This window comes from Luteitalea sp. (genome assembly GCF_044337415.1).
GTDB lineage: Bacteria > Acidobacteriota > Vicinamibacteria > Vicinamibacterales > Vicinamibacteraceae > Luteitalea.
Map to the genome: position 1 here is coordinate 1 of NZ_JBIINP010000007.1, position 26,700 is coordinate 26,700.

Here is a 26,700-nt window from a genome sequence, read left to right on the forward strand (position 1 = left end):
GCGTCCTGGTGGAAAGCGCCACCGGCACGGCGCCGCTGGTGGTGGAGCGGGCCTCGTACTCGAGCACCGCGACCACCACGTGGGCCGCTGGCACCAACGCCGTCGCGATGCCGCTGCCGTAGGTCATTGGTCATGCCTCATGCCTCATGCCTCATGCCTCATGCCTCATGCCTCATGCCGAAGGGCAAAGGGCAAAGGGCAAAGGGCGAAGGGCGAAGGGCGAAGGGCGAAGGGCGAAGGGCGAAGGGCGAAGGGCGAAGGGCGAAGGCTGAGCCATGCAAGGGGGAAAGCCCGGGCTCCCGAGTCCGCGCGCTGGTAGCATCTGCCGATGGCCAGCTTCACCGTGCGCGTCGGACTCCTGCTCATCGTCTTCGGGATTGCCAGCTACGTCACGACGGGCGGCGTGAGTGTCACGGCGTTGATCCCGTCGGTGTTCGGCGCGCTGCTCGCGGCCCTCGGGCTGGTGGCGGTGCGTCAGGAGCGGGCCCGTCGGCACGCGCTGCATGCCGCTGCCGTCGTGGCGTTCCTGGGCCTGATCGGCACCGCGTCGGCGCTGGGCCAACTGCCGGGACTGGCCGACGGGAGCGTCGCGCGTCGACCTGCCGTGGTGGCGCGGTCCGGCATGGCGCTGCTCCTGCTCGTGTACCTCGGGTTCAGCGTCAAGTCGTTCGTGGACGCTCGCCTCAGGCGGAAGGCGTAGCGGCCACACCTCGGCGCTGGTAGTGCGACGACACGTAGTCCTCGACCAGTTGCTGGAACTGCGCCGACAACTCCTCGTACGTGCCGCGCAGCGTCATCGCGTGCTGCCCATCGATGAAGACGGGGCAGTTGGGCGCCTCGCCGGTGCCCGGCAGCGAGATGCCGATGTTGGCCGCCTTGGACTCGCCTGGGCCGTTGACCACGCAGCCCATCACCGCCAGCGTCATCTCCTCGACGCCTTCGTATTCCTGCTTCCAGGCGGGCATGCGCTCGCGGATGTAGCCCTGGATGCGCTCGGCAAGCTCCTGGAACGTGGTGCTCGTCGTGCGACCGCAGCCGGGGCAGGCCGTGACACTGGGGCTGAACGCGCGCAGGCCGAGCGCTTGCAGGATCTCGCACGCCGCGTAGACCTCTTCGCAGCGATCGCCGTCGGGGCGGGGCGTGAGCGACACGCGAATCGTGTCGCCGATGCCCTCGTGCAGCAGGATGCCCATCGCGGTCGACGACCACACGAGGCCCTTCATCCCCATGCCCGCCTCGGTGAGCCCGAGGTGGAGCGGCTGGCGCGTCGCCTTCGCGAGTCGGCGATACACGTCCACCAGGTGCAGCGGCCGCGACACCTTGCACGAGATGATGACCTGGTCCTCGCGCAGGCCGGCCTCGAAGGCGAGCTCGGTGGAGGTCACGGCCGACTCGACCATGCAGTCGTTCAGGATCTCGTCCGAGCTCCTGCCGAGGTTGCGGTCGGTGTTCTCCTGCATGCGTCGCATCACCAGTTCCTGGTTCAGCGACCCGCCGTTGACGCCGATGCGCACCGGCTTGCCGTGCTCACGCGCCACGGCGCAGATCATCGCGAACTGCTCGTCGCGCCGCGCGCCGGTGCCGACGTTGCCGGGGTTGATCCGGTACTTGTCGAGCGCCTTCGCGCAGTCGGGATAGCGGGTGAGCAGCAGGTGCCCGTTGTAGTGGAAGTCGCCGACCAGCGGCGCGGTGCAGCCCTGGTCCAGCAGGCGCCGCTTGATCTCGGGCACTGCGGCGGCGGCCTCCGGGACGTTGACCGTCACACGGACGATCTCGGAGCCGGCCGTCGCCAGCGCCGCCACCTGCGCCACGGTCGAGGCGACGTCGGCCGTGTCCGTGTTGGTCATCGACTGCACGACGACCGGCGCTCCGCCGCCGACCTGGACGTGGCCGACCTTGACGCCGATGGTGCGATGGAGACGAGCAATGGTCATGGAAGGTCCTGCGTGGTGGTGCCGCGGTGGGCGTCGATGGCTCGCAGCACGTCGGCCAACTGCCCGGCCTGCGCCGCCGACACGTGTTCGAACGCCACGCCCGCCAGGCACGCGGGTGGCTCGCCGTACCGGACGGCGAGGATCAGTCTGCTGTGGGCCACGTGGCCCTCGAGAGGACCGATGGCCTGCGGCCCGGTCCCCAGCGTGAACGTGAGCCAGTCACCTGCCGCCAGGGGACGCGTCGACTCGACGACCATGCCCCCGGGGCTGAGCTCGTGGACCCGCCACGGCTCGTCCTCCCCCTGCACGCGGGCGTGGAACGGGAAGGTCACCGGCCGGCGATCGGCCCGTCGCCGATCGGGTGTCCACGAATCCGCCATGGTCGGGCCGGCCTAGCGGCGGCCGTCCTCGAGGCGCGTCCGCGCACTGCGATGCAGGTCCAGCACGTGCGGTCCGAGTTGCTTGCTCAGGAACACCTTCGACTCGAGGTTCTCGATCGGGTTGGGCGCGTACTTGACGACGTTGAAATGCAGGTTCGCCAGCGTGCCACGCATCTCGTAGTGACGGTTCTTGGTCTTGACGACCACCTCGTCGAAGCCGGCACCGACCGCCCACGCTTCCTGCTCCTCGGTGAGCGCCCGGAACTGGCCCTGCCCGCGCCAGTCGATGCGCGTCCCGCCGATCCAGCTGTACAGCACGCGCCGATCGGGGAACTGCACCACATCCTCGATCTGGGCCGCCAGGTCCGCCAGGCGCGGGTCGGACTCGTTGGCGAACAACTCGTGGCACACCTTGTAGGCCACCGGCACCAGCGATCCGGGATCCTCGGGCAGCGCCGCCACCGCCATCACGATCAGGTGCTCGCGGTCGCCGATGCGCGACGTGATCTCCGCCGCCGTCTTGCGTCGCGCGAACTCGCCGAAGAACTCCTCGATGTACTCGATTTCGAGGGCGCCCTGTTCGAGCCCGTAATGGCGGATCAGATACTCCACGTGCGGTTCGCGCCTCGCTGCCGGATGGGGACGCCCGGCGCGCCTGCGCGGCTGGGCAATCCCGTCATTCTAATATCGAGGGATGGATGAACGGATCCCCTCATGAGCCGGCCGCTCGTCGTGCTCGTGCTGGGCATCACCGCCCTGATGCTGCTGTCCTGGGCGCTCGGCCGCGTGATCTTCTGGCTGCGGAGCACCTTTCCGCCCAATCGTCCTCCACGCCGTCGGCGCCGCTGACCCAGGCGGCGGGCGCTACTGCCGTGGACGCGGAAAGAGGTCCGGGTTGTCGGTGAACAGGGCATCCACGCGGTCGACCTCGACCGCCTTGCGCATCGCCGCGGCCAACGCCGCCGCGGCCTCACGGTCACCCCGGCGCGCCCGGAAGGTGTAGGGCACCACCGTGAGGCTGGCCGCGTGCGCGTCGGCGACCAGCGACGGCTGGGACTGCAGCAGTCCCAGCGCCGGACCCACGCCCGTGGCGAACCGGCGCATCTCCGCCAGCCCCGCCGACGAGATCCAGCGCCGCGCCGCCTCGTCGTTGCCCAGCAGGAAGGTGCGAGGCACGGCTGGCAGCCGGGTGGCCAGCGTGCGCAGGCTCTGTTCCTCGAACGACTGCAGCCAGACCGCAGGCCGCCCCGCGACGGTGGCGTCGGTCAGGCCGTGGCGCGTGAGCGCGGCGACCACGGCGTCCTCGAGGCTCAGCCCCTTCGCCCGTAGCCGACCCGGGCCCTTCAACTCCGGGAACAGGCCGGCCTTGCCCTTCACGAGCCCGACCGCCTCGTCGAAGGTGGGGATGCGGGCCCCCGCGAACGTCGGGTCGAACCAACTGCCCGCGTCGAGGGTCTTCACCTCCGCCAGCGTGAAGTCGTCGACGTACCAGCGGCGCCGCGCCTTGCCGTCGACCTGCTCCACGGTCACGCGGTCGGGAAAGCGGGTCTCGACATCGGTCGTGCGTTCGAGCGAGAGATCATGCAGGCACACGAGCACGCCGTCCTTCGTGAGGCCCAGGTCCTGCTCCACGTAGTCGGCCCCCTGCTCGAGCGCGAGCCGGTAGGCCTCGAGCGTGTGCTCGGGGGCGTAGGCGGACGCGCCCCGATGGGCGATGCTGTAGGCACGCGGCGGGGTGCTCTGCACGAGCGACCACGCGAGGGACAGGGCAACGAGGGAGACGAGGGCACGCACGGACACCATGGTGGATCAAGTCGATGACCGGAGGATGACCGACGGCCTGGCGTCGAGTGGGCGCGTCGAGGCCCTGTGGACCAAGCGCGCGCATCGCGGCCCGATGGACGACGCACGGGAACTGACGCTGGTGGAAGGGAAGGGCGTGCTCGGCAGCGCCGATCGGTCGCGTACCCGTCAGGTGACGATCATCAGCGACGAGCGCTGGGCGCGGGTGGAGGCCACGCTGGGATGGCTGCCCGACCCGTCGGTCCGGCGCGCCAACGTCCTGGTGCGGGGCGTGACGCTCGCCCTGAGACGCGGCGACGTGTTGTGCCTGGGGGAGGCGCGGGTCCGCATCAAGGGCGAGACCCGCCCCTGCGAGCGGATGGACGAAGCCGCCGCCGGCCTGCGCCTGGCGCTCGGCGCGGATCTGGGTGGCGGGCTGTACGGGGAGGTGCTGACCGGCGGTGTGGTGCGGGTGGGCGACCCGGTGCGCTGGGAAGCGCCAGAGCCGCCCACGGTTCCCCTGAAGGACTAGGGCTCGGCCTCGTCGTTGCCTGGGCCCGGCGCCTCGGCGGCGTCGCCGGCCGACTCTGCGCCGTCGCCCTCGGGGCGCGGCCCGCTGCGGCGGCGTCTGCGGCGCCGACGCTTCTTCGGTGCATCGGCGTCATCGGTCGCCGCCTCGGCCCCGGCTGGCGGCGCGTCGTCCCCTGCGGCGGGGCTGGCGGCGCCATCGACCGGCGCCTCGGTGGTGGTCTCGGCGGCCGGCGCCGCGGCCGCCCTCGGCCGCCGCGGGCGACGCGGCCGGGCCGACGTGGTGGCCGTGGCGTCGATCGGCACGACGGGCGTGACCCCGTCCGGGCCGTCGATGTTCTCGCCGGCGTCCACGAGCTCCTGGTGGGCGTCCTCGAAGAGCACCAGGCCGAACGCGTCGGCAATCTCTTCCATGTCGCGCCGTTCATCGGGCGACACGAGGGTGATGGCGGTCCCCGTCGAGCCGGCGCGGCCGGCGCGGCCGACCCGGTGCACGTAGGCCTCGCGGTTGAACGGGACCTCGAAGTTGACCACCGTCTCGATGGCATCGATGTCGAGGCCGCGTGCGGCGATGTCGGTCGCCACCAGGACGCGGTGCGTCCCCGACTTGAAGCCCTCGACGGCGCGCAGCCGATCCTGCTGCGTCCGGTCGGCGTGCAACGCGGCCGCACGGATGCCCTGCGACTGCAGGTCGCGCGCGAGGCGGTCGGCGCCGCGCTTGGTGGCCGAGAAGACCAGCGTCGGGCCGCTGGCCCGGCGCAGGAAGCGCGCCAGCCACGCGGTCTTCTCGTGGCGACCGACCAGCTCGGCCTTGTGCGTGATGGTGGCGGCCGGCGCGTTGCGCGAGCCGATCTGCACGAGCTTGGGCTCGCGCATGATCTCGAGCGCGAAGCCCATGACTTCCTCGGGCATCGTGGCCGAGAAGAGCAGGGTCTGGCGCGCCCGGTCGGTGGGCAACTGCGAGACGATGAACTTCACGTCGGGCCAGAACCCCATGTCCAGCATGCGGTCGGCCTCGTCGAGCACGAGAATCTCGAGGCCGTCGAACTTGGCGATGCCGGCGCGCAGGTGGTCCATCAGCCGACCAGGCGTGGCGACGACGATGTCGACGCCGGCCTTGAGGGCCTGCTCCTGCATGTCCATGCCGACGCCGCCGAACACCGCGGCACAGCGCATCGAGGTGTGATACCCGAACCCCTGCACGTCGTCCTCGATCTGGACGGCGAGTTCGCGGGTCGGGGCGAGCACGAGGATGCGCGCCGATCCCTCGCGTTCGCGGTTCTCCTGGAGCAACCGCTGCATGAGCGGCAGCAGGAATGCCGCCGTCTTGCCGGTGCCGGTCTCGGCACAGGCCACCAGGTCGTGCCCGGCCGCGACGGTGTCGAAGACCGCGCTCTGGATGGGCGTGGTGTGCTCGAACCTGCGGTCCTCGACGCCCATGAGCAGCGCGGGCACCGAGATGAGGTCCGTGAAGCGTCGTGGGGCGACGTCGGGCGTCAGGGTCTCGAACTTGTCGAGCAACTCCGCACTGCGGGCGGACGCCTGTGGTCGGGCGGGGGGACGGCGCGGGCCGGACCGGCTACGGCCGGTCCGCGCGCCTCGTTCAGGACGTGGGCTCACTCGTCGTCTTCCGTGTGGTCGTCGGCCGCATCGACGTCCGCATCCGAGCGGCTGGCCGCCGGATCATCGAACTCGACCGGAGCCTCGAGGTCCTCGTCCTCGTCGTACAACCGGCTGACCGGACGCTCCTTGATCGGGCCGCGCGGGCCCTTCTCGTAGGTCTGCTTGCGGGCCGGGCCCTTGGCCGGGCCACGCGCGCGCCGACTGTCGCCCGCCGGGGGGGGCATGCCCGGGTCCCGGGGGACGAACGGCCGGGGAGGGCCTCCCGGACGCGGGCCACCGAAGCCGCCGCCCTCGGGACGGGGGCCACCGAAGCCACCGCCCGGGCGCGGGGCGCCGCCGCCATAGCCGCCGCTGAAGCCACCCGGTCGCGGCGCGCCGTACCCGCCGGGCCGGGGCCCTGCAGGCCGATCTTCCCGAGCGCGTGCCTCGCTCACGGCGAGGGGACGGCCGCTGAACGGCTGCCCGTTGTAGCGCTGAATCACCTGTTCGGCGTGCTCGCGCTCGGCGAAGTCGACGAACGCGAAGCCGCGTGGACGTCCGGTCTCGCGGTCGGTGGGCAGCACGACCTGTTGCGGTTCCGCGACCTCTGAGAAGAGGGCACGCAGATCGGCTTCAGTTGCGCTGTACGGTAGGTTTCCAATGAATAAGCGAACGCTCACGACGTCCTCACGGGCTTGCCAGGCCTCCGTCTGGCGGCAGACAGGTGTGCGAAGCATGCTGCGTCGCAGAACACCACGGGGAACTTGGTTACTGGGGAAACGGGGGAAAGACGGATGGGATCGATGCGGTACTCGGCTGGAAGGCGGCATGTGAGAATCGCATACTTCCGATGCCGGGCGCAACCGGTAGACTGGAGACGCGGCCCGGTTCGGCCGCCCTGACACATGCCACGCCAGCCCTTTGCCACGCTGCCCGACTCGGCCCGCCTCTGGGTCTTTGCCGCCTCCCGTCCCCTGACCGCCGACGACCGCGACGCACTCCTGTCGGCCGTCGACACGTTCCTCGACCAGTGGAACGCCCACAAGGTGCCGCTCGCCTGCGGACGCGACCTGCAGTACGACCAGTTCCTGGCCGTCGGCGTCGACGAAGAGGCGTCCGGGGTCTCCGGGTGCTCCATCGACAGCCTGGTCCGGACGATGAAGGGCCTCGGTCACGAACTCGGCGTCGACCTGGTGGACCACGCGTCGGTCTTCTACCGCGCTGGCGATGCCGTGCGCCGGGTGTCGCGCGATGAGTTCGGCGACGCGGTCGTCCGAGGCGAGGTCACCCCGGCCACCACCGTGTTCGACAACACCGTTCCTACCGTCGGCGACCTCCGCGCCGGGCGCTGGGAGGCCCCGGCCGCCACCACGTGGCACGGCAGGGCGTTCTTCTGACGTGACGGCCCCCGCCGCCGGACCCCGGACGGCCGCCCAGCAGGGCCTGCACTCCGGACGTCGTGTGGCGGCGGCCAGCGTCGTCGTCAACGCGCTGCTCGCCGCGATGAACCTCATCGTCGGCTCGCGCGGCGGCTCGCTCACCGTCGTGGCGTCGGGCATCGAGTTCGCCGCCGACGTGGTGGCGTCGCTGGCGGTCCTCTTCGGGTTCTGGTACGCGTCGCGTCCTGCCGACGAAGACCATCCCTACGGGCATGGTCGTGCCGAGACGCTGACGGGCCTGCTCATCGGCCTGGCCCTGTTCGTCATCGGCGGCTCGATCGCGGTGCACGCGTTGCGCGACGTCCAGGCCGTTCACCCGCCGCCCGCCCCGTACACACTCTGGCCGCTCGGCATCGCCCTCGCCGTCAAGACCGCCCTGATGGTCTCCAAGATGCGTGTCAGTCGCCGCACGGGCAGCCAGGCCCTGCTGGCCGATGCGTGGAACGACAGCGTCGACGTGCTGTCGTCGGTGGCCGCCATCGTCGCGCTCGGGCTCACGCTGTACGACCCGCAGACCTTCCGCGCCGCCGACCACGTGGGCGGCATGCTGGTGGGCGTGTTCGTGATCGTGGCCGGGCTTGGCGTCGTGCGCTCGACGTCGTCCGACCTGCTCGACACGATGCCGCCCGACACGTTGCTCGAGGAAGTGCGGGCAGTGGCCTGCCGCGTCGAGGGCGTGCGCGGCGTGGAAAAGCTGTTCGGGCGCAAGACCGGCCTCCAGTATCACGTCGACCTGCACCTCGAGGTCGACGGCTGGATCTCGGTCGATGCGGGCCACGCGATCGCCACGCGCGTACGGGAGCGGATTCGGCTGGATGTCGAGGCTGTCAGCGACGTGCTGGTCCACGTGGAGCCGACCGGTCTTGGCGCAGAGGGCCCCGCCGCGGGAACGATGGCAGACAGCGCGCGCTGACCCGGGCGATCAGCGATCGGGCGCGGTCGTCGCCAGGCCCAACGTGGTCCCGACAAAGGCGCGGAGGGCGGCCTCGTAGCGGGCCTTGTCGGCCCGATTGGGGTGGATGTGGCCGCCGGTCAGCGTGACGAGCGTCTTCGGCGCGCGTGCCAGGGACAGCAGGCGCTCCCCGTGGGCGTACGGAATGACGGTGTCGTCCTGCGCGTGCAGGAGCAGCAGCGGACTGCCGATGCGGGCGATGCGATCCCGCGAGGCGAACCGTGTGGCGATCATCAGCCGGATCGGCAGCCACGGATACAACTCTGCGGCGCGGTCGTCGACGCCAGTGAAGGCCCCTTCCAGGATCACGCCGCCCTCCTCGACCTCGCTGGCCAGTGCGGTGGCCACGCCCGATCCGAGCGACCAGCCGTAGATGACGATGCGAGCGGGCGGGACACCCTGCGCCCGCAACCAGGCGTAGGCGTCGCGCGCCGCGCTCACCAGGCCGTCCTCGGAGGGGGTGCCCGGAAGATCGCCATACCCCGGGTACTCCGGCGCCACCACCCGCAAGCCCAGGGCCCGCAGGTGCTCGTAGCGCTCCACATTGACCGCGCTCCCGACCGTGGCGCCGTTGCCGTGCAGGAAGATGGCCCACGGCGCGTTGGCTGGCGAGGCCTGATCGAGGACCCAGAGGCGCCCGGTGGCCCCGCCGGGGAAGGTGCGGGTCACCTGCGTCAGGTGTGGCGCCAGGCTCGACGGGATCGGACTCGCCGTCCGCGGCGGCACGAACACCAACGAGACCTCGTTGGCCATGAGGTAGGCCACGACGGTGAGATAGGCGAGGACGGCCGCGACGAGCGCGCCGCGGAGACTCCAGCGCACGAAGCGCCGCATCGGGGTGTCGTCAGCGCGTGACACGCAGCGTCGTCACCTGTCCGGCGCGGACCTCGACCTGCCGCACGATGCCGCCGACGAGTACGTCGTGACGGCCCGGCCTGATCTGGCCGAGGGTGAGCGGCGTGACCCCGCGGGGACGTCCACCCATCGTCACCGTCAGGCCTGGAGGCGTGCTGTCGATGTCGACGGCGCCGGTCGTGTCGGACACCTGCAGGCCCGACACGGCGTCGTCGCGCACGACGGCCGGCGCCGACCCGGTGCTGGCCGTCGTGCCTGGCCCCAGGGGCTCCGCAGGCGGCTGGGGCACCGGAGCGGGCGGAGGCAGTGCGGCGTCGGACGCACCAGGCGACTCAGCCCACGGCAGCAGGACCACGGTGCGACCGCGCTCGATGGCCACCCGCGGCGTCCGCCGAATCGTCGCGCCCGCGCCCACCTCGATGTCGTACACGCCCGGGGCGAGCGCCTGGTCGAGCGGCGCCGTCCCGACGCGCTCCCCGTCGAGTCTCACGTCGGCGCCCTCGGGGCCGTCGACCCGCAGATGCCCGTCTTCGACGACCGGACGGGCGGCGCGGAGGTACCAGATGTAGGCACCCTCGGCGACGGCGAGCAGGGCGAGCAGCGCGACGAGCGGGCCTGACCACGTCGAGCGGGCCGGCGGCTCCGCCGGAGGTGTCCTCAGGCGCAAGGCACTCCAGTCGGGGCGTGTGAATGCCGGCGCCGGCGCCGACTCAGCGGGCGTCTCGGGCGCCGGGGCCTCCGCGGCGGCGGCCGGAGCGACCTGGGTGCGCGCTCGTGTCTCTTCCGGCACGTCGACGACGTCGTACCCGTCGAGTTCGCGGTCGGGCGGTGGCCAGGTCACGCTGAGCGGCGGCCCTTGCGGGGCCGCCGCGCGCTCGGCGCGAAGGGCATGGGTTCGCTTCAGGAGCGCCTCGAGGCGCGCGCTGATTTCTTCCGGGGTCGGACTCCCGGAGGGCGCGCCGGCTGGGCGTTCTGGTTCAGTCACCAGCGGTTTGTATCCTACGGACTACGCAGCGTCAACCGAAGGCGCCGTTGGGTGCGCGTGGACCAGGCTGCAGTGTCCGTTTCTCCAGACGGGGAGCGGACTCGGCGATGGCAACCCGCTTGCAGAGGTGCCGGCCATGCCTACCCTCATCTCCCGTGTCGCGCGGTCGACGACGGCGATCACCCTGGCGGTGGCCCTGGGATCAGGGAGCGTCGCCGCGATTTCGCTGCTCTCGGTGCAGGACGAGATCCAGATGGGACGCGACGCGCAGGCCGAACTGCTGCGCGAGGTCCCCGTGGTGCGTGACCACGCCGTGCGGCAGTACGTCGAATCGCTCGGCCGCGAGCTGGCCAGCCATGCGTCAGGTGCGGATTACCCGTACAGCTTCACGACGGCCGATTACCGCGACCTCAATGCCTTCGCACTGCCCGGCGGGCCCATCTGGATCAATCGCGGCGTGCTCGACGCGGCCGGGACCGAGGCGCAGGTGGCCGGCGTCCTCGCCCACGAGATTGCCCATGTCGCCGGCCGGCACTCCGCCAGGCACCTGACCAAGAGCCTCGTGACCACCGGCATCCTGCTGGCGCTCGGCGCGGCCATGGACGCCCGTGAAGACGACTGGCGCGCGCAGGTGGTGAACCTTGCGGCGATGGTCACTGCCGGCAGCGTGATGCTCAAGTTCTCCCGCAACGACGAGAAGCAGGCCGATCGCGAGGGCGTGCGGCTCCTGGAGCAGGCCGGGTACGACCCGCGGGGCCTGCTCGAGTTCATGCAGATGCTGGACGCCCAGCAGGCGCGCTCACCCAATGCCGTGGTGCGTTTCCTGTCCACGCACCCCGACCCGAAGAGCCGCGTCCGCGACCTCGACCGCATGATCGGGACGCCGGGGCCGGGCCGGCCCGACAGCGCCGAGTTCGTCGCGGTGAAGCAGCGCCTCGGGCGCCTCGCGCCCGCGCAGGCGATGCCCTGAGCGGCAGTGCCGGCCGGCGCGAACGCGGGGGACGGCGGGGAGTGAGGCGTTACCGGTAGATGTTGAGGAACGTGGTGATGACGACGTTGTTCACGACGTCGATGAAGAACGCGCCGACCATGGGCACCACGAGGAAGGCGCGGGGCGCGGGGCCGTACCGCTCCGAGAGCGCCTCCATGTTGGCCATGGCGTTGGCGGTGGTGCCGAGCATGAAGCCGATGAACCCGCTCGACATGACGGCCGCGTCGTAGTCGCGCCCCATGAGCCGGAAGATGATCGGGGGCGCGAGCAGCGCCACGAACACGACCTGCACGACGAGCATCACGGCGAGCGGCAGGGCAAGGCCGGCCAGTTGCCACAGCTTGAGCGTCATGAGCGCGATGGCGATGAAGAAGGCGAGGGCGACCGTGCCGAGGTCGTCGATGATCGCCTGCGAGATGCCGAACCATCCGGTGAACTCGTCGAGGTTCCGCAGCACGATCGCCGCGAGCATGGCGCCGATGTAGCGCGGCAGGATCACGCCCATCGCCGTCAGCCAGTCGCTGATGCCCGCGCCGACCCACATCGCGAAGAGCAGGAGGGCGGTCGCCTTCAGTAAGGCGTAGGCTTCCCGATCCTCATTCCCGGGAGCCTGGGCGGATCCGGGCAGGGCGGACTCGACGACGTGCTGGGCCACGAGGTCTTCGTGCCCGCCGCCGGACCGCTGCTCCCGCTGCAGGCGCCGCTCGATGAGCCACGTGCCGACCGGGCCGCCCAGCAGGCCGCCCGAGACGATGCCGGCCATGGCGGCCGCGACGGCGATGGTCTCGGCGCCGGCAACGCCGGCCTGTTCGAACAACGGCGCGAACGCGAGGCCGGTCGCTGGGCCGCCGGCCAGGGTGACCGAACCGGCGAGCACGCCGAACAGCGGCGGCTGGCCGAGCAGGCGCGCGACGCCCACGCCCAGCACGTTCTGGAGGATGGTGAAGGCGGCGGATGCGGCGAGGAACACGACGACGAGCGGGCCGCCCCGCTTCAGCAGTCCGACACTCGCGCCGAAGCCGACGCTCGTGAAGAACGCGATCATCAGCGGGTCGCGAAGCGTCGTGTCGAAGGTGAAGGGCACCTGCCCGCGCGCATGCCCGATGGTCATGGCCACCGACACGAGGAGGCCGCCGATGACCGGCGCGGGGATGTTGAGTCGCGCCAGCCACCGCAGGCGGCGCCGGATCGCATAGCCGGCAAACAACACGACGCCGGCGAAAGCCAGCGTATGGATGGCGTTGATTGCGAACACGCCGCGATGATACACAACGCCGTCACACTCGCCGGCCACGCGGCGCGCCCGGCCGTGCGACCGTCCGGGCCTCACCACGCGAGGCGGCATCAGGACGTCATGCCGATCGAGGGCGGCTGGTGTACCGTGGGCACCAGCAACTTCGACAACCGTTCTTCGCCCACAACGAGGAGACGAGCGTGTGCCTGTGCGACACGGGCTTCGTGGCAGCGATGACCGACGTCTTCGAGGACGACCAGGCGGCCCGCCAGCCGGTCACGCGCCAGGTCTGGCAGCGGTGCGGTGGCTGCATGCGCGCCCAGGCATTGGTCGCGTCGCGGCGCAAGGAGCAGGTGTGAGCCGTCCGGCGCAGCAGTTGTCGTTCGCCTGGCGCGAGTGTGGCGAGCGCGACGACGCGGCCACCGGCATGCCGGTGGTCCCGATGCCGCCGCCCGCGCTGACCTTCGTGCGCAACGGCCGCGCACGCCGCTACATCCTGCGCGTCCTGCCCGATGCCACCGTCCGCGTGACCATTCCGCGCTACGGGTCGCGGCGGGAGGCCGAGGCCTTCGTGCGGACGCGCACGCGCTGGATCGACGAGCGCCGGGAGGAAATCGCCGGCCGCCGCCACGACCTGCGATGGCGCGCCGGGCAGCGGGTCTGGTGGCGGGGCGTCCACGTCGCCGTGGACGTGTCGTCGGTCGACGCGTCGCACGTGTCGGTCCGGTGCGGGGACCTCGTGGCGACTGCGCCGGTGCGCGATGACTATCGCCCCGTGATCGAACCGCTCATGCGCGCCCGCGCCGCCGCCGAACTGCCGCCTCGCTTGCTGGCCTTCGCGGCGCGTCACGGCCTCGAGGTCGCTCGGGTCACCGTGCGGAGCCAGCGTTCCCGCTGGGGATCCTGTTCGCGCGATGGCAACATCGCGCTGAACTGGCGCCTGCTGCAGATGCCGACGGCCGTGTGCGACTACGTCCTGCTCCATGAGCTGATGCACCTGCGCCAACCCAACCACTCACCCCGGTTCTGGGCCGAAGTGGCGGCCGTGTGCCCCGACTATGCGGCATCGCGTGCCTGGTTGCGGGCCGAAGGCCTGTCGCTCTGCTGATGCCTGCACATCCGGAGACGAGGTCGCGATGATCGACAGCAGCGCGGCCCTGGCCTCGCTCTATCAGGGCCCGCTGGCGGAGTTCATCGCCCGCCGCCGACTCGCCGTCTCGCAGCTGAAGGGGAGCGGCCACAAGGACGTCGCCGCGGGTATCGGTGGGGCTCAGAAGCCCTCGCGAACGGCCCATCTCGTCAATCAGGTCTTCTGGCGCGCGCGCCCCGTTTACGACCAACTGCTCGACGCCGGGACCGCGGCCCGCGCGGCGCAGCAGGCGCGGCTCCTCGGCGATCCCGACGCCGACCTGCCGAGCACGATGGCCCTCCGCGACGAGGCGGTGCGTGCGGCCGTCGAGCAGGCGCTGGCGATCGCGTCGGCGGAGTCGCTGGGCACGGCCGACGGCCTGTCCGGGCCGCTTCGCGCGTCATTCGAGGCACTGGCTGCCCACGGCCGCGAGGGGCGACTGCCGCACGGCCATCTCACGGACGATGTGCCCCTGCCGGGACTGCAGGCGCTCGCGGGGCTGGTACTGCCGGCCGAGCCCACCCCGGTCCGCCGGTTCGAGATCGTCGCCCGTCAGGCGCCAGCAGAGGGGCCGAGTCCCACGACGCCCGACCCGCGTCGGGTGGAGGCTGAGGTCCTCCTTGCGGAGGCCCGGGCGCACGAGGACCTGTCTCGGGAGCGCTTCGCCGAACTCGAGCGGGCCCTCAGCGCCGCCTCGGAGGTCCTGGCCGACGCCGAACGCGACCTCGACGCCGCTCGCCTGCGGGTGGGGGCCGCCACGCAGGCACTGGAGGCGGGCCGCAATGCCCTCGAGGCCGCGGCCCGCGATGCCGCACACCAGCGTGAGGTCGTGGCCGCCGCCGAGGCGGCACTGGCGGCGCTCTCCGGGACGTCCGGGCCTGAACCGCCACCGGCACCCGCTCGTCACCCCCGCCGCTGACTCAGGACGCGGGCGATGAGGCGGTGGGGGAGGGCCATGGCAGGTCATTCAGCCGCCGGTCAGCCGCCGCGACCCATGACCGCAATCGCGTGGCGTTTCCGTGGTCTTCGACCTGACTGCACCAGGAGGCCCAGTCCTGACGGTCGAGGAGATGGAGAACCAGCCAGTCCGTGGCCCTAATTGAATCGGTCATGTGACCGATTGTTGGAGCGTGTTCCGCGCGTGAGGCGAGCGCCTCCACCGCCAACGCGTAGCACGCCATCACGGACGCAGCGACGGATCGAAGGCCGCCGCCCTGGTACGCGACCCACGACGCCACCAGGCGGGTGCCCAGGTAGCGGCACAGCGCGAACTCGGCGCGCGCCCGCGTCAGCGGCCTGTCATCGTGCGTGGGGTCGGTGAGGCCGTCCGGCCAGTGTGCGGGGCGCCATGCTGTGGGGATACGCTCAATTAGGTCGAATGAGATAAATGAGGCATCGTCGTCGAACGGCCCCTCAGGGGCCCACGCCATCGCCCCGGATGGCTGCGAACGCGCCAGAATCAGTGCGGGGAGAGCCTCGTCCGGCGCGCTCCAGGCGCGAACGGCTTCGGTGAAGTCGACAATAGCAAGGAGGGCGCTCGACAGGGACACGCCCTGGCCGACGCGTGCCAGATACTGCGTCAATACCGCGCGCTCCCAGGCGTCGTAGCCGTCCAGGCCCGCCAGTACCCCCGGACGAAGCAGGGGCGGCCACGCCGCGCGGGCGTCCAGTCCTTCGACGTGAACTCGCGGATCTGTCAGGATGTGGTCGAACGATAGAAAATTCGGGAGCGGTCGGTCGTCATTCACGACCAGCGCGGCTGCCGTTCCACACCAGACGGACAGGCTTTGGTGCCAGCCCTGAGCATCCGCGAGCAGCAGACGCGGAAACTGCCGGCAGCTGTGCGCGAGGCCTTCCCACCCGATCGCTGCCTCGACGCGACAGCCGCTGCCACCGTCCACGAGGCCATGGAAGCCGCACTCGCCTTGTGGTAAACGACCAAGAAGCTCGCCGTCTTGAAAAGCCTCTGTCGCGGTCGAAGCGACCCTGCCGGCCGCGAGCGCGTCACGGAGTAGCCGCAAGGGCGCCGGCTCGACCGGAATGGGCCACCCGGCCCGGCAACAGCTACCGCGCCGCCCACACGCGTACCCAGCAAGGCCCGCGAGGGTTCGGAGGGGCGTGCCTGGCGCGGGTCGAGCGCCATCGTTGCTTGGCGCAGAGGGGGGCATTCAGGTCAGGACGTGGAGCGGCGGTGGACAGCCACAGGAGCGCCGTGGCTCCGAGCGCCCACACCAGAAGGAAGGCCGCGCGAGGCCCGTGCTGCGGCCAGGAAGCCCCGACCACGAGCGCCATCGTCGCCCAGAGGCTCGCCGCAGCGACGAGGAGGCCAGGCCCTGGGGGTCATGGGTGCGGGGGAGAAGCCGTGGTGCCCGCTCTCGGACTCGAACCGAGATGCCCTTGCGGGCGGGGGATTTTGAGTCCCCTGCGTCTGCCATTTCGCCAAGCGGGCGTAGTGCGGCAGTCTACCAAAACACGGCCGCGTCGTGTGGGCGAGCCGCGCCTCAGGGCCTGGGCGTGTTGGCGCCGACCGTCCAGAGGTAGAGGGTCCGACTCGTTCCGTTGGCGTCCGTGAACGTGTCGACCTTGTCCGGGGGCCAGTCGCCCATCCCGAACTGGTGCGACACGATGCGGGACCCGGGCTTCAACTGGCCGACGAGCCTCGGGCGCAGCTTCACGTTGGAGGACGAGAGCAGGTACAACGTCACGACCGTGGCCTGCGACAGGTCCGCCTGCAGGGCGTCCTGCTGCCGGAATTCCACGCGGCCCTCCACGCCGGCCGCCCGGGCGTTGGCCTGGCCTTCCGCAATCCGGGCCGGGTCGATGTCGATGCCGACGCCCCGCGCGCCGAACTTCTTCGCGGCGGTGATGACGAGTCGCCCGTCGCCCGACCCGAGGTCGATCACCACATCGTTGGCTCCGACCGACGCCATCGACAGCATCCGCTCGACGACGTCCTGCGGCGTGGGGACGTAGGGCGCCAGGGTCGGCTGGCCATCGGCGGCCTCGGTCGGGGCCACCGCGGCGGCCGGCGTGGCCAAAGGCGCCAGGAGCAGGGCGGCGGCGACGCTGCAGGTCCCGAGGACACGGATCAGGCTGATGGGCATTGGGGGAACGGTCTCCACGGGAGCAATGGTAGGCCTCGCGGCGCCCTTACGACGCCATGACGGCCCGCCTGGTTGGCGTTCGGGACAGTTCGGCGCGGCTGAGTGGTGAATGTGCGCTATACTGACAGCGTTTCTCGGACCATATCGCTGGAACCGCTACCTGTGCATCATTCCGGAGAGAGGGGTGCCTGTGACATTTCAGGTCGGTGACAAGGTCATCTACCCGAATCATGGACTCGGTGTCGTAGAACGAATCGAGACCAAGACGATTCTGGGAACCGTGTGCGATTTCTATCAATTGCGCATGGTGGCAAACGAGACGACGGTGCTCGTGCCCGTCAACAACGTCGAGAGCGTCGGCCTTCGCCGCGCAGTATGCGACGAAGAAATCCAGAAGCTGTACGGGTTGCTTTCCGACGGCAACATCGACAGTCACCAGAACTGGAAGGGTCGCTTCAAGGACAATTCGGATCGGATGCGGACCGGCTCCATCTACGACGTGGTCGAGGTGTTGAAGAGTCTGTGTTATCTCAGCAAGTCGAAGAACCTCTCCTTCCGCGAGAAGCGCATGCTCGATCGGGCCCGCTTCCTCGTCATCTCTGAAATCTCCGAAGTGACCCACCAGCCGATGGCCGGCGTCGAGACCATGGTCGACGAGGCGTTGTGCCGGTGCTTCAAGACCAAGGACGAGACCACGCCGGCCCGCCGGCCCGCGGCCGCGATGGCGGCCAAGGTGGCCGCGCCGAAGGTGGCGATCGCGTCTCGTGCAACGGCTCGCCGCGCCCTCAGCGGCAACTAGGTTCCGCACAGACAACGGTTCCCGATGAAACCGCAGGGAGCCCGGTGGTCGCAAGACCGCCGGGCTCTTTCGCGTAGAGCGCCCGCGACGCCCGCGCCGAGATCATTGCCCACGTGTTCACGCTGATCACCGCCTTCCGCAGCCTCGTCGCCTACGTGTTCGTGATCGGCTACATCGTGATCATCGGCACGCCCGCCCTCCTGATCGCCCTCGCGACCAACACGCACGCGCACCTCATCGCCCTCGGCATCAACTGCATCCGGATCGCGATGGGCATCCTGGGCATCAAGGCCGAGGTGGCCGGGGCGGAGTACATCCAGCATCACCGGTCGGCGCTGTACACGGTCAATCACGCCAGCAACGTCGAGCCGCCGATCCTGTTCGCGGTGCTGCGCAGCCTGACGCCGAAGCTCAAGGTGGTGTACAAGGCGGTGCTCCGCAAGACGCCGATCCTCGGCCGCGGCTTCGACCAGGTCGGCTTCGTGCCCATCGAGCGCGAGCATCGCGAGCGCGCCACCCAGGCCATCGACCGCGCGGCGGCCAGTGTGCAGTCCGGGAACTCGCTGCTGATGTTCCCCGAGGGCACCCGCAGCCGCACGGGCGAACTGCTGCCCTTCAAGAAGGGCGCCTTCGTCCTTGCCCTGAAGGCGCAGGCGCCCATCGTGCCAGCGGCCATCTTCGGGGCGGCGCGCGCCATGCGCCCAGGCAGCCCGCTCATCTGGCCGACGACGGTCCGCGTGCACTTCGGGCCGCCCATCGAGACGACCGGGCTGCAGATCGCGCAGCGCGACCAGCTCACCGAACGCGTGAGGAACGAAGTCGCCCGCCTGCTGGCCGAGGCCGCCGCCGCCGACGCCGCCGCGACCCGCCACTGAACTCGCAGCGCCGTCACGCCGCAGCCAGGACCGGCGCTCCGAGCCCGGTCCCTGGCCTCGTCCAACCACCAGGCCACGCTTCGCGGTAGCCTGAAGCCGCAGGGGCGCCGACGCGCGCCTCGGGGGGAGCGCAGACATGGACATCCTCGTGACGCTCGGTCGCACGCTCGGCTTCTCGATGGCCGCGGGCGTGAACCTGTACGCCACGGTCGGCATCCTCGGCCTTGCGGCACGCTACGGCTGGGTGTCGCTGCCCGAGCAGTTCAAGGTCTTCGACCACGACATCGTGATCTACTCGTCGCTCGCGCTCTTCGTGATCGAGTTCGTGGCCGACAAGATTCCCTGGGTCGACACCCTGTGGGACGGCGTGCACACCGCCATCCGCCCCCTCGGCGGCGCGCTCATCGCGGTGAGCACGCTCGGCGAGGCCAACCCGATGATGCAGGGCATCGTCGCCCTCCTCGGCGGAGGGCTGGCCGCGTCGAGTCACCTGACCAAGGCGGGGGCGCGCGTCACCGTGAACGCCAGTCCAGAGCCGTTCTCCAACTGGATCCTGAGCCTGTCCGAAGACGCCTTCGTCCTGGTGCTGGCCGGGCTGGCGCTGAAGTATCCCATCCTCGCCCTCGGCGTTGTCGCCGTGGCCTTCGTCGTGTGCCTCGTGGTGCTCGGCATGGTGGTCGGCACCCTCAAGCGGCTGTTCGCACAGCGTCGCCGCGCGCTGCTCGGCGACCAGCCGGCCTGAATCCGTGCTGCATCTTCTCGTGGCGGTACTCGATCCGGCCGCCGATGCGACGGCGGTCGGTGTGGTGCGGGCCCTGCGGGCGGTGATGCCATCGCTCGACGTCTCGCGGCTCGGCGGCGCCTCGCTGGCCGGCGAGGACGTCCCCGACATCACGCGCGCAGGGCCACTCGAGGCGGCGCTCACGCGCACACCTGTCGACGCCGCGCTCCTGGTCGGCGGCGGGCGGTGGCAGCAGGCGCGGCTCGGGCGGCGATTGCGCAGGCAGCGCGTCACCGTGGCCGCCATGCCCCGCACGGATGGTATCCAGTGGCCGTGGGCGGGGGGGCGACTCGCCGCGACATGCGATCTGGTCATCGCATCCCCGGTGGACGACGTCGACGACCTGGTGGCTGCGGGCGCGCGCGTCCAGCGAGTGAGCCACCCGCTCGCCGACGACGTGACGCTTCCCCTGGCGGCCGACCGGGCGGCCGCGCGTCGAGAACTGGGCCTCACCGAGGATCACTCGGTGGTGGCCGTCTGCGCGACGGCGGGGGCGGCACCGCTGCGCGCCCTGGTTCCGCTCGTGCGCGATGCCGTGCGCCAGGTCCAGGCCGCAGGCGAACCTCTCCAGGTGGCGATAGGGGCCGCCGACCCGACCGAAGCGATGGCCCTGCGTCGTCTCTTCGGAGCGGTGCCTGGCGAGGCGATGCAGGTCGGGGCGCCACGGACCAGCGTGACGGCAGCCGATGTCGTGATCTGTGGCGACGGCGAGACGACGTTGCTGGCCGCCCTGCTGGGCACGCCGGCGTTACTCGCGCGACGCCGCCCGTGGCGTGAACGCCTGGCGCGCATGGTGGCCCCGCGTCTCGGCGGCCGGTTGGTGCCGTTCGACGCGTGGGCGAACCGCGTGGCGGCAGACGCGGTGGTGCCGGAACTCCTGGACGAGGCCTGTCAGGCGCCGCGCGTGGCTGAGGAGATCGTCTCGCTGCTCGGGCATGCCGCCGACCAGGCCCGTCGGTTGGCCGACGTGCGTGCGGCCGTACGTGCCGAGCGCGCGTGGGCGTCCATCGCGCGCCTGCTGATCGACATGGCGGTAGACAGGGCCGGGGCGGCGCCCGCTCAGCCGCCGACCGTGAACCGCAACTCGTAGGGCACCAGCGGCTGCTTGTCGAAGGCGATGATGCCGGGCGCGAGCCGGATGATCACGGTGCGGAACCGCTCGAACGGCCCTGAGAACTTCAGTTCCAGCATCCGGCGTCCCTGGTCGTAGGTCGCCACGAAGGGCGGCGGCGGCACCTGGGGGATGCCGCGCTCGGCCGCTTCCCGCGGGTCGTAGGCGGCCTGCACGTTGCCCTTGAACGACTCGGCGGTCATGTCGCGCGAGAACTGGATGCGGACCCGCGCCTCCGCCGACACGTCGATCTCGTTGGCCGTCGGCGTGCTGAAGACGACCTGCGGGGCCGGCGGAGGGGGGGCGACCTCGGTGACCGTCTCGACCGGCCCCGAGTCCGACACCGGCTGCGTTGCCTTGATGGCGATGGCCTCGATGTAGACGAGGCCCTTGGCCGTGCGGACGTCGCCCTGGATCTCGAGCCAGCGGCCTGTGTCGACGCGGGCTTCCACGTTCAGGTCGAAGCCCACCCCCTTGGGACGACGGCCGACCACCCACACGCTCGCGTCGGCCAACTGGATGACGAAGTCGAACTTGCTGCGCGCCGGGGCCGCAGGCTGGTCGCCGAACAGGTTGCGGCCGCGGAACCGGCCACTGATCGTCACGGGCTGACCCTCGTACTTCGCGGGTTCGAGCGCCAGGGCCCGCACCGAGGCCGCGGTCAGCGGTTCGGCTTTCTTGACCTCCGACACGAGGAGCACGGGCAGTTCGTTCTGCCCGGGCCAGTCGCGCTGCAACACCTTCTGCGACAGGGCTGCGAGGCCGTAGGTGCCCACCCGCTGGTCGTCCTGCTGCAGGCGGCCGACGTCGATGAACGTGCCCGTCGCCTCGACGTCGCCTTCGACCTGGGCGACCGCCGCGTCCCCGACCGTCAGCAGGCGTGTCTGGCCGCTCAGCAGGGCCGTGCCCACCTGGTCGGTGACCAGCTTGCCGCGGACCCGGACGGCCTGCAGGTGGTAGAAGCCCGGGTAGGCCGCCAAGGCGTCGAGCGTGGCAGCCTTGCGTCCCGACGAGATCTCCGCACGCAACTGGGCATGGACCGGCATGGCGCCGGCCAGCGCCGTGACGAGTGCGGCAACGAGGACACGAAAGACCATATCCAGTAACGACGCCTGCCGAGCCGACTCAGTTGACGCGGCGCCGACCGACGCGGGCCAGAATCACGCCGAGGGCCAGGAAGACGGCCAGCCCGACCAGGTGACCGGTGACCCCCTCGTGGAGCGCCGGGATGCGCCCGAGGCTCTCCTGGGCATCCTCGACCCGCAGGGCGGTGGGCATGTACTCGCGTGAGCCGTAGAGCACCGCGTACACGATGCCGGCGATGGAGCCGCCGGCGATGAGGCCGGAACTGAACAGGGTGCCGGCGCTCACTTCCGACTCCTCGTGCTGGCCCGTCGAGCGTTCGACGAGCCACCGCACCACGCCGCCGACGAAGATCGGGGCGGTCGTCGCGATGGGCAGGTAGGCGCCCACGGCGAACGACAGCGACCGGACGCCGCACAACTCCATGGTCACCGCGATGAACACGCCGGTGAGGACCAGCCCCCACGGCAGGTTCTGGCTGAGGAGTCCGCGGATGATCGTGGACATCAGCGTCGCCTGCGGCGCCGGCAGCGCGTTGGACCCGATCACCATCACCTTGTGGAGGTACAGCGTCGTCATGCCGATGATGAGCGCCGACACGATGACGCCGATCACCAGGCCAATCTGCTGCGCGCGCGGCGTGGCGCCCACCAGAAAACCCGTCTTGAGGTCCTGTGACGTGGCGCCGGCGTTGGCGGCGGCGATGCACACGAGCGCGCCGACGGTCAGCGCGATCGGGGCGTACGCGTCGCCGGTCCAGCCGATGCTGACGAAGATCGTGCACGTGAGGATCAGCGTCGCGATGGTCATGCCCGAGACGGGGCTCGACGAACTCCCGATCAGGCCGACGATGCGCGAGGCGACCGTCACGAAGAAGAAGCCGAAGATGATCACCAGGGCGGCCGCCAGGGGATTGCCCTGGGTGGGCAGTCCCGGGGCGACGGCCAGCACCACGGCGAGCAGCAGTGTGCCGCCGAGCACCACCGCGACGGGCAAGTCGCGCTCGGTGCGCAGCTGGGTGCGGCCGGCGTTCTCGGCGCGGAAGTCCTTCACCGAGTCGCGGAACGAGCCGATGATGGTCGGGATCGTGCGCGCCAGCGTGATGAGGCCGGCGGCGAGGACGGCGCCCGCGCCGATGTAGCGGATGTACTGGCTCCAGATCTGGCCCGGCGCCATGTCCACGATGCGCAGGCCGTCGGCGGGTGCCGGCGGGAAGGGCGTCGGCATGTAGGCGCCGAGGATGGTGAGCAGCGGCAGCAGCACCATCCACGACAGCACGCCCCCGGCCACCATCTCGCCGGCGATGCGGGGGCCGATCACGTAGCCCACGCCCATGTACTCGGGCGAGATGTCGACGTTCATCGTCGCATTCGGGAAGGCGCTGGTCCTGGGCGTCGTGTACCCGACCTCGGTCCGCACCACCTGGAAGATCCAGGGCAGGGCCTTGAAGAGCGCGCCGATGCCGAGGCCCTGAAACACCAGCGAGGCCAACTGCCCGCCGCGTTCTCCCGCGATCAGCACGTCGGCGCAGGCGGCGCCCTCGGGATAGGGCAGCACGCCGTGTTCCTTGACGATCAGCGCGCGGCGGAGCGGCACCATCAGCAGGACGCCGAGGATCCCGCCCGCGAAGGCGAGCATCGTGATCTGGAAGTAGTTGAAGTAGGCCGGGCCGTATGGCGTGAGGAAGATCAGGGCGGGAATCGTGAAGACCACGCCGGCGGCCACCGACTCGCCGGCCGAACCGATGGTCTGGACGATGTTGTTCTCGAGGATGGTCGAGCCACCGAACTTCTTCAGGACGGAGATGGCGAGCACCGCGATCGGGATCGAGGCGCTCACCGTCAGCCCCGCACGCAACCCGAGATACACGGTGGAGGCACCGAACAGCAGGCCGAACAACGCCCCGAGCAGGACGGCCTTGGCCGTGAACTCCGGCGGCGCCTGGTCCGGGGGCACATACGGGGTGAACGCGGGCTGGGACATGGGGGGCAGGTATACCTCAGATCACGCGACGAGGGACAAGGGAAGCGTGCGGAGGGGCCTTGCCTTATCCTGTTCCCCGTGTCGGATATCGAGCGCGCCCGGTCCGGTGGGGATCAGGTCTCGGAGTTGACCACGGCCCGGCTGTCGGTGTACCTGCGCTGCCTCGAAGCGCTGGACGGGGCAGGCGTCAAGACGATCTCGTCGCAGGGCCTCGAGGCCCAGTTCCAACTCAATGCCGCCCAGATCCGCAAGGACCTGGCGCATTTCGGCGAGTTCGGCATCCGCGGCGTCGGGTACTACGTCAAGGACCTGAAGCGGCACCTGAAGCAGATCCTGGGGCTCGATCGGAGCATCAAGGTGGTCATCATCGGCGCGGGCAACCTGGGCCTCGCGCTGGCGGACTACCCGGGTTTTCGCGGCGATGGCTTCGACGTGGTGTCGCTGCTCGACACCGCCCGCGAGAAGGTGGGGCAGTACTCGAGGACCGGCGTGCCGATTCGCCACGCGCGCGACCTGGAGCGCCTGGTCGAGCGGGAGAAGATCGACATCGCCGTCATCACCGTGCCCGCCGATGCCGCCCAGCCCACGGTCGACGCCGTGGTCGCGACGGGCATCCGCGCCATCCTGAACTTCTCGCCGGGCAACCTGCGCGTACCGGCCCACGTCAAGTTGAAGAGCATGGATCTGACCGTGACCTTCGAGAGCCTGTCGTTCTTCCTGGCCCATGGCTACGTCGCCCCGTAAGCCGCGCAGGTTGACGCATGCCGACGCCGAGGGGCGCGTGCGCATGGTCGACGTCTCGGCCAAGCCCGAGACCGATCGCCTCGCCATCGCCCGCGGCTTCGTTCGCGTCTCGCTGGCCGCGCGCCGCCTCGTGCGCGATGGCGCCGTCAAGAAGGGCGACCCCCTGCAGGCTGCGCGCCTCGCGGGCATCATGGCCGCCAAGGCCACGGCCACGCTGATTCCCCTGTGCCACCCGCTGCCGTTGAGCGGCGTGCAGGTCTCGGTCGAACTCGCGCGTGGTGGCATCGCGATCGAGGCCGCCGTCCGCACGACGGGCAGGACGGGCGTGGAGATGGAGGCCCTCACGGCCGTGGCCGTGGCCGGACTCACCGTGTACGACATGCTCAAGGCCGTCGACAAGACCATGGTCATCGAGCAGGTCCGCCTGGTCGAGAAGCGTGGCGGACAAAGTGGTACCTTCAAGGTATCCACATCCTGATCCAGAGGGGCGGCGCCCGGCCGTGTCGGCCGGGACTCCGGACCCGAGGTGCCCCGCATGCCCGTCGCCGTCGCATCGCAAGCCCGACCCTTTCGCTTCCCGGCCTCCATCACCGCCCGGGTCACGTCCCTGGCGCAGTTGCCGGCGGACTTACTGAGGACCCATCCACGCCCTGATCTGCTGCAGGCCTGCACCGCAGCGGGACTGACGCCCTGCTCGACGGCAAGCTTCGTCGAGCGCGTACGCGCCATCGGGCTCGCGCTCGAGGACATGGGCATGGCGCCCGGTGATCGCGTGGCGATCATGTCGGAGACGCGGCAGGAGTGGGTCATGGCCGACATGGGCATCGTGACCGCGCGGCTGGTTACCGTGCCGATCTACCCGACCATCTCGGGCCAGCAGGCGCGGTTCATCCTGCAGGACTCGGGCGCGCGTGGCGTGTTCGTGTCCGACGCCACGCAGGCCGAGAAGATCCTGTCGGTCCGCCACCTGATCCCGGAACTCGAGTTCATCGCGGTGTTCACCGACGAGGTGCCGCCGGCCGCCGTGCGCGGCAGTCACACGGTGTTGCGCCTCGAGACCCTCGTGACCCGCGGGACCGCGCTGGCGTCCGATGCGGGCGCCGTCGCGCGCTACGAGGCGGGCATCGCTGCCGTCAAGCCCGACGACCTGCTGACCATCATCTACACCTCCGGCACGACGGGTGAGCCGAAGGGCGTGATGCTCACCCACGAGAACGTGCTCTCGAACCTGCGCGCCGTCTCGCCGGTGCTCGAGCTCACGCCGCAGGACGTGGCGCTCAGCTACCTGCCGCTCAGTCACGTGTTCGAGCGGATGGTCACCTACCTCTACATGTACGAGGGCCTCTCGGTGTGCCATGCCGAGTCGCTCGACACACTCGCGCGGGACCTGCAACTGGCGCGCCCCACGGTGATGACGGGCGTGCCGCGTGTGTACGAGAAGTTGCACGCGAAGATCCACGAGGCCGTGGCTGCCGCGCCGGCCTTCCGGCGTCGGCTCTTCGAGTGGGCGGTCCGTGTCGGCACCCAGGCGTCGGCCGCGCGGGTCTCCGGCCGCGCCCTGTCGCCGCTGCTCAAGATGCAGGAGGCCGTGGCCGACAGCCTCGTCGCCGCGAAGATTCGCGAGAAGGTCGGCGGGCGCCTGAAGCTCGCGGTATCGGGGAGCGCGCCGCTGCCGGCGCACATCGCCGTGTTCTTCAACGCCGTGGGTGTGCCCCTCATCGAGGGCTACGGCCTTACAGAGACGTCGCCGGTCCTCACCGTCAACCCGCGCCCCCGTCCGCGCTTCGGGACCGTCGGGTGCACGGTCGATGGCGTGGAGGTGGCCATCGCCGAGGACGGCGAGATCATGGCGCGCGGGCCGAACATCATGAAGGGGTACTGGCAGCGCCCCGACGACACCGCCGCCGTCCTCGAGCCGGACGGCTGGTTCCACACCGGCGACATCGGCGCCCTGAGCGACGACGGCTACCTGACGATCACGGACCGCAAGAAGGAACTGCTGGTGACCTCCGGCGGCAAGAAGATCGCACCGGCGCCGATCGAGTCGCTCCTGAAGAAGCACCCGCTCGTCGCCGAGGCGATGATCGTGGGCGAGGCCCGCAAGTTCCCGGCGGTGCTCATCGTGCCGAACTTCGCGCAGCTCGAGCACCGGTTGAAGGTGCTGGGCATGCCTGGCGGCACGCGCGAGGAACTGGTCGTCCGCGAGGACGTGGTCTCGCTCTACCAGGAAGTGGTCGAGCCCCTCAACCACGACCTCGCGCAGTTCGAACGGCTGAAGAAGGTGGCCCTGCTGCCCACCGAGTTCACCATTGCCGGGGGCGAACTGACGCCGACGCTGAAGCTGCGGCGGCGGGTCGTGCTCGACCGTTGGCAGGCCGTGGTCGATCGGCTATACGAGAACGGATAGGC

General features: G+C 70.6%; 29 protein-coding genes and 1 tRNA gene. 16 read left to right on the top strand and 14 right to left on the bottom strand.

Annotated elements, in window-relative coordinates:
* The first annotated feature begins 328 nt into the window (after window positions 1-328).
* Window positions 329-700: a hypothetical protein gene (locus ACIRDX_RS02405; RefSeq protein ID WP_396623802.1), complete on the top strand. Its 372-nt coding sequence runs from the start codon at window positions 329-331 to the stop codon at window positions 698-700.
* On the opposite strand, the gene ispG is transcribed toward ACIRDX_RS02405, so the two are convergent.
* From ispG to ACIRDX_RS02420, 3 genes are read right to left on the bottom strand one after another with little or no spacing between them, the layout of a single operon-like run.
* Window positions 684-1,934 (bottom strand): flavodoxin-dependent (E)-4-hydroxy-3-methylbut-2-enyl-diphosphate synthase, encoded by a 1,251-nt coding sequence (ispG, locus tag ACIRDX_RS02410; protein WP_396623803.1) that lies wholly within the window; start codon window positions 1,932-1,934, stop codon window positions 684-686. The genes ACIRDX_RS02405 and ispG overlap by 17 nt on opposite strands.
* Window positions 1,931-2,314 (bottom strand): PilZ domain-containing protein, encoded by a 384-nt coding sequence (locus ACIRDX_RS02415; protein ID WP_396623804.1) that lies wholly within the window; start codon window positions 2,312-2,314, stop codon window positions 1,931-1,933. Before ACIRDX_RS02415 ends, ispG begins: the two co-directional genes overlap by 4 nt.
* Window positions 2,315-2,326: 12 nt before the next feature.
* Window positions 2,327-2,926, bottom strand: a complete 600-nt coding sequence (locus tag ACIRDX_RS02420; protein ID WP_396623805.1) for a hypothetical protein — start codon at window positions 2,924-2,926, stop codon at window positions 2,327-2,329.
* Between the two features lie 102 nt (window positions 2,927-3,028).
* Here ACIRDX_RS02420 and ACIRDX_RS02425 point away from each other — a divergent pair, with 102 nt between their 5' ends.
* Window positions 3,029-3,163: a hypothetical protein gene (locus ACIRDX_RS02425; RefSeq protein ID WP_396623806.1), complete on the top strand. Its 135-nt coding sequence runs from the start codon at window positions 3,029-3,031 to the stop codon at window positions 3,161-3,163.
* A 15-nt stretch (window positions 3,164-3,178) separates the two neighbouring features.
* Here the strand turns inward: ACIRDX_RS02425 and ACIRDX_RS02430 are convergent, their stop codons facing one another.
* Entirely contained in the window at window positions 3,179-4,108 is a 930-nt protein-coding gene (locus ACIRDX_RS02430; RefSeq protein ID WP_396623807.1) for a glycerophosphodiester phosphodiesterase family protein, read from the bottom strand.
* Between the two features lie 34 nt (window positions 4,109-4,142).
* Between ACIRDX_RS02430 and ACIRDX_RS02435 the strand changes: the two genes are divergently transcribed.
* Entirely contained in the window at window positions 4,143-4,628 is a 486-nt protein-coding gene (locus ACIRDX_RS02435) for an MOSC domain-containing protein (RefSeq protein WP_396623808.1), read from the top strand.
* Here ACIRDX_RS02435 and ACIRDX_RS02440 read toward each other — a convergent pair.
* Both ACIRDX_RS02440 and ACIRDX_RS02445 read right to left on the bottom strand, forming a co-directional pair.
* Complete coding sequence (locus tag ACIRDX_RS02440) at window positions 4,625-6,145, bottom strand: DEAD/DEAH box helicase (protein WP_396623809.1); 1,521 nt, start codon at window positions 6,143-6,145, stop codon at window positions 4,625-4,627. The genes ACIRDX_RS02435 and ACIRDX_RS02440 overlap by 4 nt on opposite strands.
* Before the next feature lie 95 nt (window positions 6,146-6,240).
* Window positions 6,241-7,056, bottom strand: a complete 816-nt coding sequence (locus tag ACIRDX_RS02445) for an RNA recognition motif domain-containing protein (protein ID WP_396623810.1) — start codon at window positions 7,054-7,056, stop codon at window positions 6,241-6,243.
* 75 nt (window positions 7,057-7,131) lie between these two features.
* Between ACIRDX_RS02445 and ACIRDX_RS02450 the strand changes: the two genes are divergently transcribed.
* Together ACIRDX_RS02450 and ACIRDX_RS02455 are read left to right on the top strand one after the other, a co-directional pair.
* Complete coding sequence (locus ACIRDX_RS02450) at window positions 7,132-7,623, top strand: hypothetical protein (RefSeq protein ID WP_396623811.1); 492 nt, start codon at window positions 7,132-7,134, stop codon at window positions 7,621-7,623.
* Between the two features lies 1 nt (window position 7,624).
* Window positions 7,625-8,578, top strand: coding sequence for a cation diffusion facilitator family transporter (locus tag ACIRDX_RS02455; RefSeq protein ID WP_396623812.1), 954 nt, complete (start codon window positions 7,625-7,627; stop codon window positions 8,576-8,578).
* Between the two features lie 9 nt (window positions 8,579-8,587).
* Here the strand turns inward: ACIRDX_RS02455 and ACIRDX_RS02460 are convergent, their stop codons facing one another.
* Window positions 8,588-9,451 (bottom strand): alpha/beta hydrolase, encoded by an 864-nt coding sequence (locus tag ACIRDX_RS02460; protein ID WP_396623813.1) that lies wholly within the window; start codon window positions 9,449-9,451, stop codon window positions 8,588-8,590.
* A gap of 10 nt (window positions 9,452-9,461) precedes the next feature.
* A complete protein-coding gene (locus ACIRDX_RS02465) occupies window positions 9,462-10,457 on the bottom strand; it encodes a PEGA domain-containing protein (RefSeq protein ID WP_396623814.1) in 996 nt (331 codons plus the stop codon).
* A gap of 136 nt (window positions 10,458-10,593) precedes the next feature.
* Here ACIRDX_RS02465 and ACIRDX_RS02470 point away from each other — a divergent pair, with 136 nt between their 5' ends.
* Window positions 10,594-11,427 carry a M48 family metalloprotease gene (locus tag ACIRDX_RS02470; protein WP_396623815.1) on the top strand — a complete coding sequence of 278 codons (834 nt, stop codon included), beginning with the start codon at window positions 10,594-10,596 and terminating at the stop codon, window positions 11,425-11,427.
* A gap of 49 nt (window positions 11,428-11,476) precedes the next feature.
* Here ACIRDX_RS02470 and gltS read toward each other — a convergent pair whose 3' ends face one another.
* Window positions 11,477-12,703, bottom strand: coding sequence for a sodium/glutamate symporter (gltS, locus tag ACIRDX_RS02475; RefSeq protein WP_396623816.1), 1,227 nt, complete (start codon window positions 12,701-12,703; stop codon window positions 11,477-11,479).
* A 119-nt stretch (window positions 12,704-12,822) separates the two neighbouring features.
* On the opposite strand from gltS, the gene ACIRDX_RS02480 reads away from it, so the two are divergent.
* The 3 genes from ACIRDX_RS02480 to ACIRDX_RS02490 are packed head-to-tail and all read left to right on the top strand — an operon-like array spanning window position 12,823 to window position 14,730.
* Window positions 12,823-13,041, top strand: coding sequence for a hypothetical protein (locus tag ACIRDX_RS02480; RefSeq protein ID WP_396623817.1), 219 nt, complete (start codon window positions 12,823-12,825; stop codon window positions 13,039-13,041).
* Window positions 13,038-13,790, top strand: a complete 753-nt coding sequence (locus tag ACIRDX_RS02485) for a M48 family metallopeptidase (protein WP_396623818.1) — start codon at window positions 13,038-13,040, stop codon at window positions 13,788-13,790. Before ACIRDX_RS02480 ends, ACIRDX_RS02485 begins: the two co-directional genes overlap by 4 nt.
* 28 nt (window positions 13,791-13,818) lie before the next feature.
* Complete coding sequence (locus ACIRDX_RS02490) at window positions 13,819-14,730, top strand: hypothetical protein (protein ID WP_396623819.1); 912 nt, start codon at window positions 13,819-13,821, stop codon at window positions 14,728-14,730.
* Window position 14,731: 1 nt separating this feature from the next.
* Here the strand turns inward: ACIRDX_RS02490 and ACIRDX_RS02495 are convergent, their stop codons facing one another.
* From ACIRDX_RS02495 to ACIRDX_RS02505, 3 genes are all read right to left on the bottom strand, one after another.
* Window positions 14,732-15,832 (bottom strand): hypothetical protein, encoded by a 1,101-nt coding sequence (locus ACIRDX_RS02495; protein ID WP_396623820.1) that lies wholly within the window; start codon window positions 15,830-15,832, stop codon window positions 14,732-14,734.
* A gap of 342 nt (window positions 15,833-16,174) precedes the next feature.
* Window positions 16,175-16,260: transfer RNA gene (locus tag ACIRDX_RS02500), tRNA-Leu, on the bottom strand.
* 52 nt (window positions 16,261-16,312) lie between these two features.
* Complete coding sequence (locus ACIRDX_RS02505) at window positions 16,313-16,915, bottom strand: SAM-dependent methyltransferase (RefSeq protein WP_396623821.1); 603 nt, start codon at window positions 16,913-16,915, stop codon at window positions 16,313-16,315.
* Window positions 16,916-17,105: 190 nt separating this feature from the next.
* On the opposite strand from ACIRDX_RS02505, the gene ACIRDX_RS02510 reads away from it, so the two are divergent.
* The 4 genes from ACIRDX_RS02510 to ACIRDX_RS02525 all read left to right on the top strand — a co-directional run bounded on the left by ACIRDX_RS02510 (window position 17,106) and on the right by ACIRDX_RS02525 (window position 20,460).
* Window positions 17,106-17,714 carry a CarD family transcriptional regulator gene (locus tag ACIRDX_RS02510; RefSeq protein ID WP_396623822.1) on the top strand — a complete coding sequence of 203 codons (609 nt, stop codon included), beginning with the start codon at window positions 17,106-17,108 and terminating at the stop codon, window positions 17,712-17,714.
* A gap of 113 nt (window positions 17,715-17,827) precedes the next feature.
* The gene (locus tag ACIRDX_RS02515; protein WP_396623823.1) at window positions 17,828-18,589 is read left to right on the top strand and encodes a lysophospholipid acyltransferase family protein; all 762 of its coding nucleotides are present in this window, start codon (window positions 17,828-17,830) and stop codon (window positions 18,587-18,589) included.
* Between the two features lie 136 nt (window positions 18,590-18,725).
* Window positions 18,726-19,331: a DUF4126 domain-containing protein gene (locus ACIRDX_RS02520; RefSeq protein WP_396623824.1), complete on the top strand. Its 606-nt coding sequence runs from the start codon at window positions 18,726-18,728 to the stop codon at window positions 19,329-19,331.
* 4 nt (window positions 19,332-19,335) lie between these two features.
* Entirely contained in the window at window positions 19,336-20,460 is a 1,125-nt protein-coding gene (locus ACIRDX_RS02525; protein WP_396623825.1) for a hypothetical protein, read from the top strand.
* Here the strand turns inward: ACIRDX_RS02525 and ACIRDX_RS02530 are convergent.
* Together ACIRDX_RS02530 and ACIRDX_RS02535 are read right to left on the bottom strand one after the other, a co-directional pair.
* Complete coding sequence (locus ACIRDX_RS02530; RefSeq protein ID WP_396623826.1) at window positions 20,430-21,578, bottom strand: Ig-like domain-containing protein; 1,149 nt, start codon at window positions 21,576-21,578, stop codon at window positions 20,430-20,432. The two genes, ACIRDX_RS02525 and ACIRDX_RS02530, sit on opposite strands and share 31 nt — an antisense overlap.
* Window positions 21,579-21,606: 28 nt before the next feature.
* A complete protein-coding gene (locus ACIRDX_RS02535; RefSeq protein ID WP_396623827.1) occupies window positions 21,607-23,547 on the bottom strand; it encodes an OPT family oligopeptide transporter in 1,941 nt (646 codons plus the stop codon).
* Between the two features lie 78 nt (window positions 23,548-23,625).
* Between ACIRDX_RS02535 and ACIRDX_RS02540 the strand changes: the two genes are divergently transcribed.
* Genes ACIRDX_RS02540 through ACIRDX_RS02550 form a run of 3 tightly spaced genes read left to right on the top strand, consistent with a single transcriptional unit; the run spans window position 23,626 to window position 26,698 of the window.
* Window positions 23,626-24,291 (top strand): redox-sensing transcriptional repressor Rex, encoded by a 666-nt coding sequence (locus ACIRDX_RS02540; protein WP_396623828.1) that lies wholly within the window; start codon window positions 23,626-23,628, stop codon window positions 24,289-24,291.
* Window positions 24,272-24,769: a cyclic pyranopterin monophosphate synthase MoaC gene (moaC, locus tag ACIRDX_RS02545; protein WP_396623829.1), complete on the top strand. Its 498-nt coding sequence runs from the start codon at window positions 24,272-24,274 to the stop codon at window positions 24,767-24,769. The genes ACIRDX_RS02540 and moaC overlap by 20 nt, the downstream gene beginning before the upstream one ends.
* Window positions 24,770-24,826: 57 nt before the next feature.
* On the top strand, window positions 24,827-26,698 hold the full coding sequence (locus ACIRDX_RS02550) for an AMP-dependent synthetase/ligase (protein ID WP_396623830.1): 1,872 nt from the start codon (window positions 24,827-24,829) through the stop codon (window positions 26,696-26,698).
* Window positions 26,699-26,700 lie beyond the last annotated feature (2 nt).

What these genes read in the sequence shown, in the direction of transcription:
- ACIRDX_RS02405 (WP_396623802.1), top strand. Translation starts at nt 329, where the DNA reads ATGGCCAGCTTCACCGTGCGCGTCGGACTCCTGCTCATCGTCTTCGGG.
- ispG (WP_396623803.1), bottom strand. Translation starts at nt 1,934, where the DNA reads ATGACCATTGCTCGTCTCCATCGCACCATCGGCGTCAAGGTCGGCCAC.
- ACIRDX_RS02415 (WP_396623804.1), bottom strand. Translation starts at nt 2,314, where the DNA reads ATGGCGGATTCGTGGACACCCGATCGGCGACGGGCCGATCGCCGGCCG.
- ACIRDX_RS02425 (WP_396623806.1), top strand. Translation starts at nt 3,029, where the DNA reads ATGAGCCGGCCGCTCGTCGTGCTCGTGCTGGGCATCACCGCCCTGATG.
- ACIRDX_RS02435 (WP_396623808.1), top strand. Translation starts at nt 4,143, where the DNA reads ATGACCGACGGCCTGGCGTCGAGTGGGCGCGTCGAGGCCCTGTGGACC.
- ACIRDX_RS02445 (WP_396623810.1), bottom strand. Translation starts at nt 7,056, where the DNA reads ATGCCGCCTTCCAGCCGAGTACCGCATCGATCCCATCCGTCTTTCCCC.
- ACIRDX_RS02450 (WP_396623811.1), top strand. Translation starts at nt 7,132, where the DNA reads ATGCCACGCCAGCCCTTTGCCACGCTGCCCGACTCGGCCCGCCTCTGG.
- ACIRDX_RS02460 (WP_396623813.1), bottom strand. Translation starts at nt 9,451, where the DNA reads ATGCGGCGCTTCGTGCGCTGGAGTCTCCGCGGCGCGCTCGTCGCGGCC.
- ACIRDX_RS02470 (WP_396623815.1), top strand. Translation starts at nt 10,594, where the DNA reads ATGCCTACCCTCATCTCCCGTGTCGCGCGGTCGACGACGGCGATCACC.
- ACIRDX_RS02490 (WP_396623819.1), top strand. Translation starts at nt 13,819, where the DNA reads ATGATCGACAGCAGCGCGGCCCTGGCCTCGCTCTATCAGGGCCCGCTG.
- ACIRDX_RS02505 (WP_396623821.1), bottom strand. Translation starts at nt 16,915, where the DNA reads ATGCCCATCAGCCTGATCCGTGTCCTCGGGACCTGCAGCGTCGCCGCC.
- ACIRDX_RS02520 (WP_396623824.1), top strand. Translation starts at nt 18,726, where the DNA reads ATGGACATCCTCGTGACGCTCGGTCGCACGCTCGGCTTCTCGATGGCC.
- ACIRDX_RS02530 (WP_396623826.1), bottom strand. Translation starts at nt 21,578, where the DNA reads ATGGTCTTTCGTGTCCTCGTTGCCGCACTCGTCACGGCGCTGGCCGGC.
- ACIRDX_RS02535 (WP_396623827.1), bottom strand. Translation starts at nt 23,547, where the DNA reads ATGTCCCAGCCCGCGTTCACCCCGTATGTGCCCCCGGACCAGGCGCCG.
- moaC (WP_396623829.1), top strand. Translation starts at nt 24,272, where the DNA reads ATGGCTACGTCGCCCCGTAAGCCGCGCAGGTTGACGCATGCCGACGCC.
- ACIRDX_RS02550 (WP_396623830.1), top strand. Translation starts at nt 24,827, where the DNA reads ATGCCCGTCGCCGTCGCATCGCAAGCCCGACCCTTTCGCTTCCCGGCC.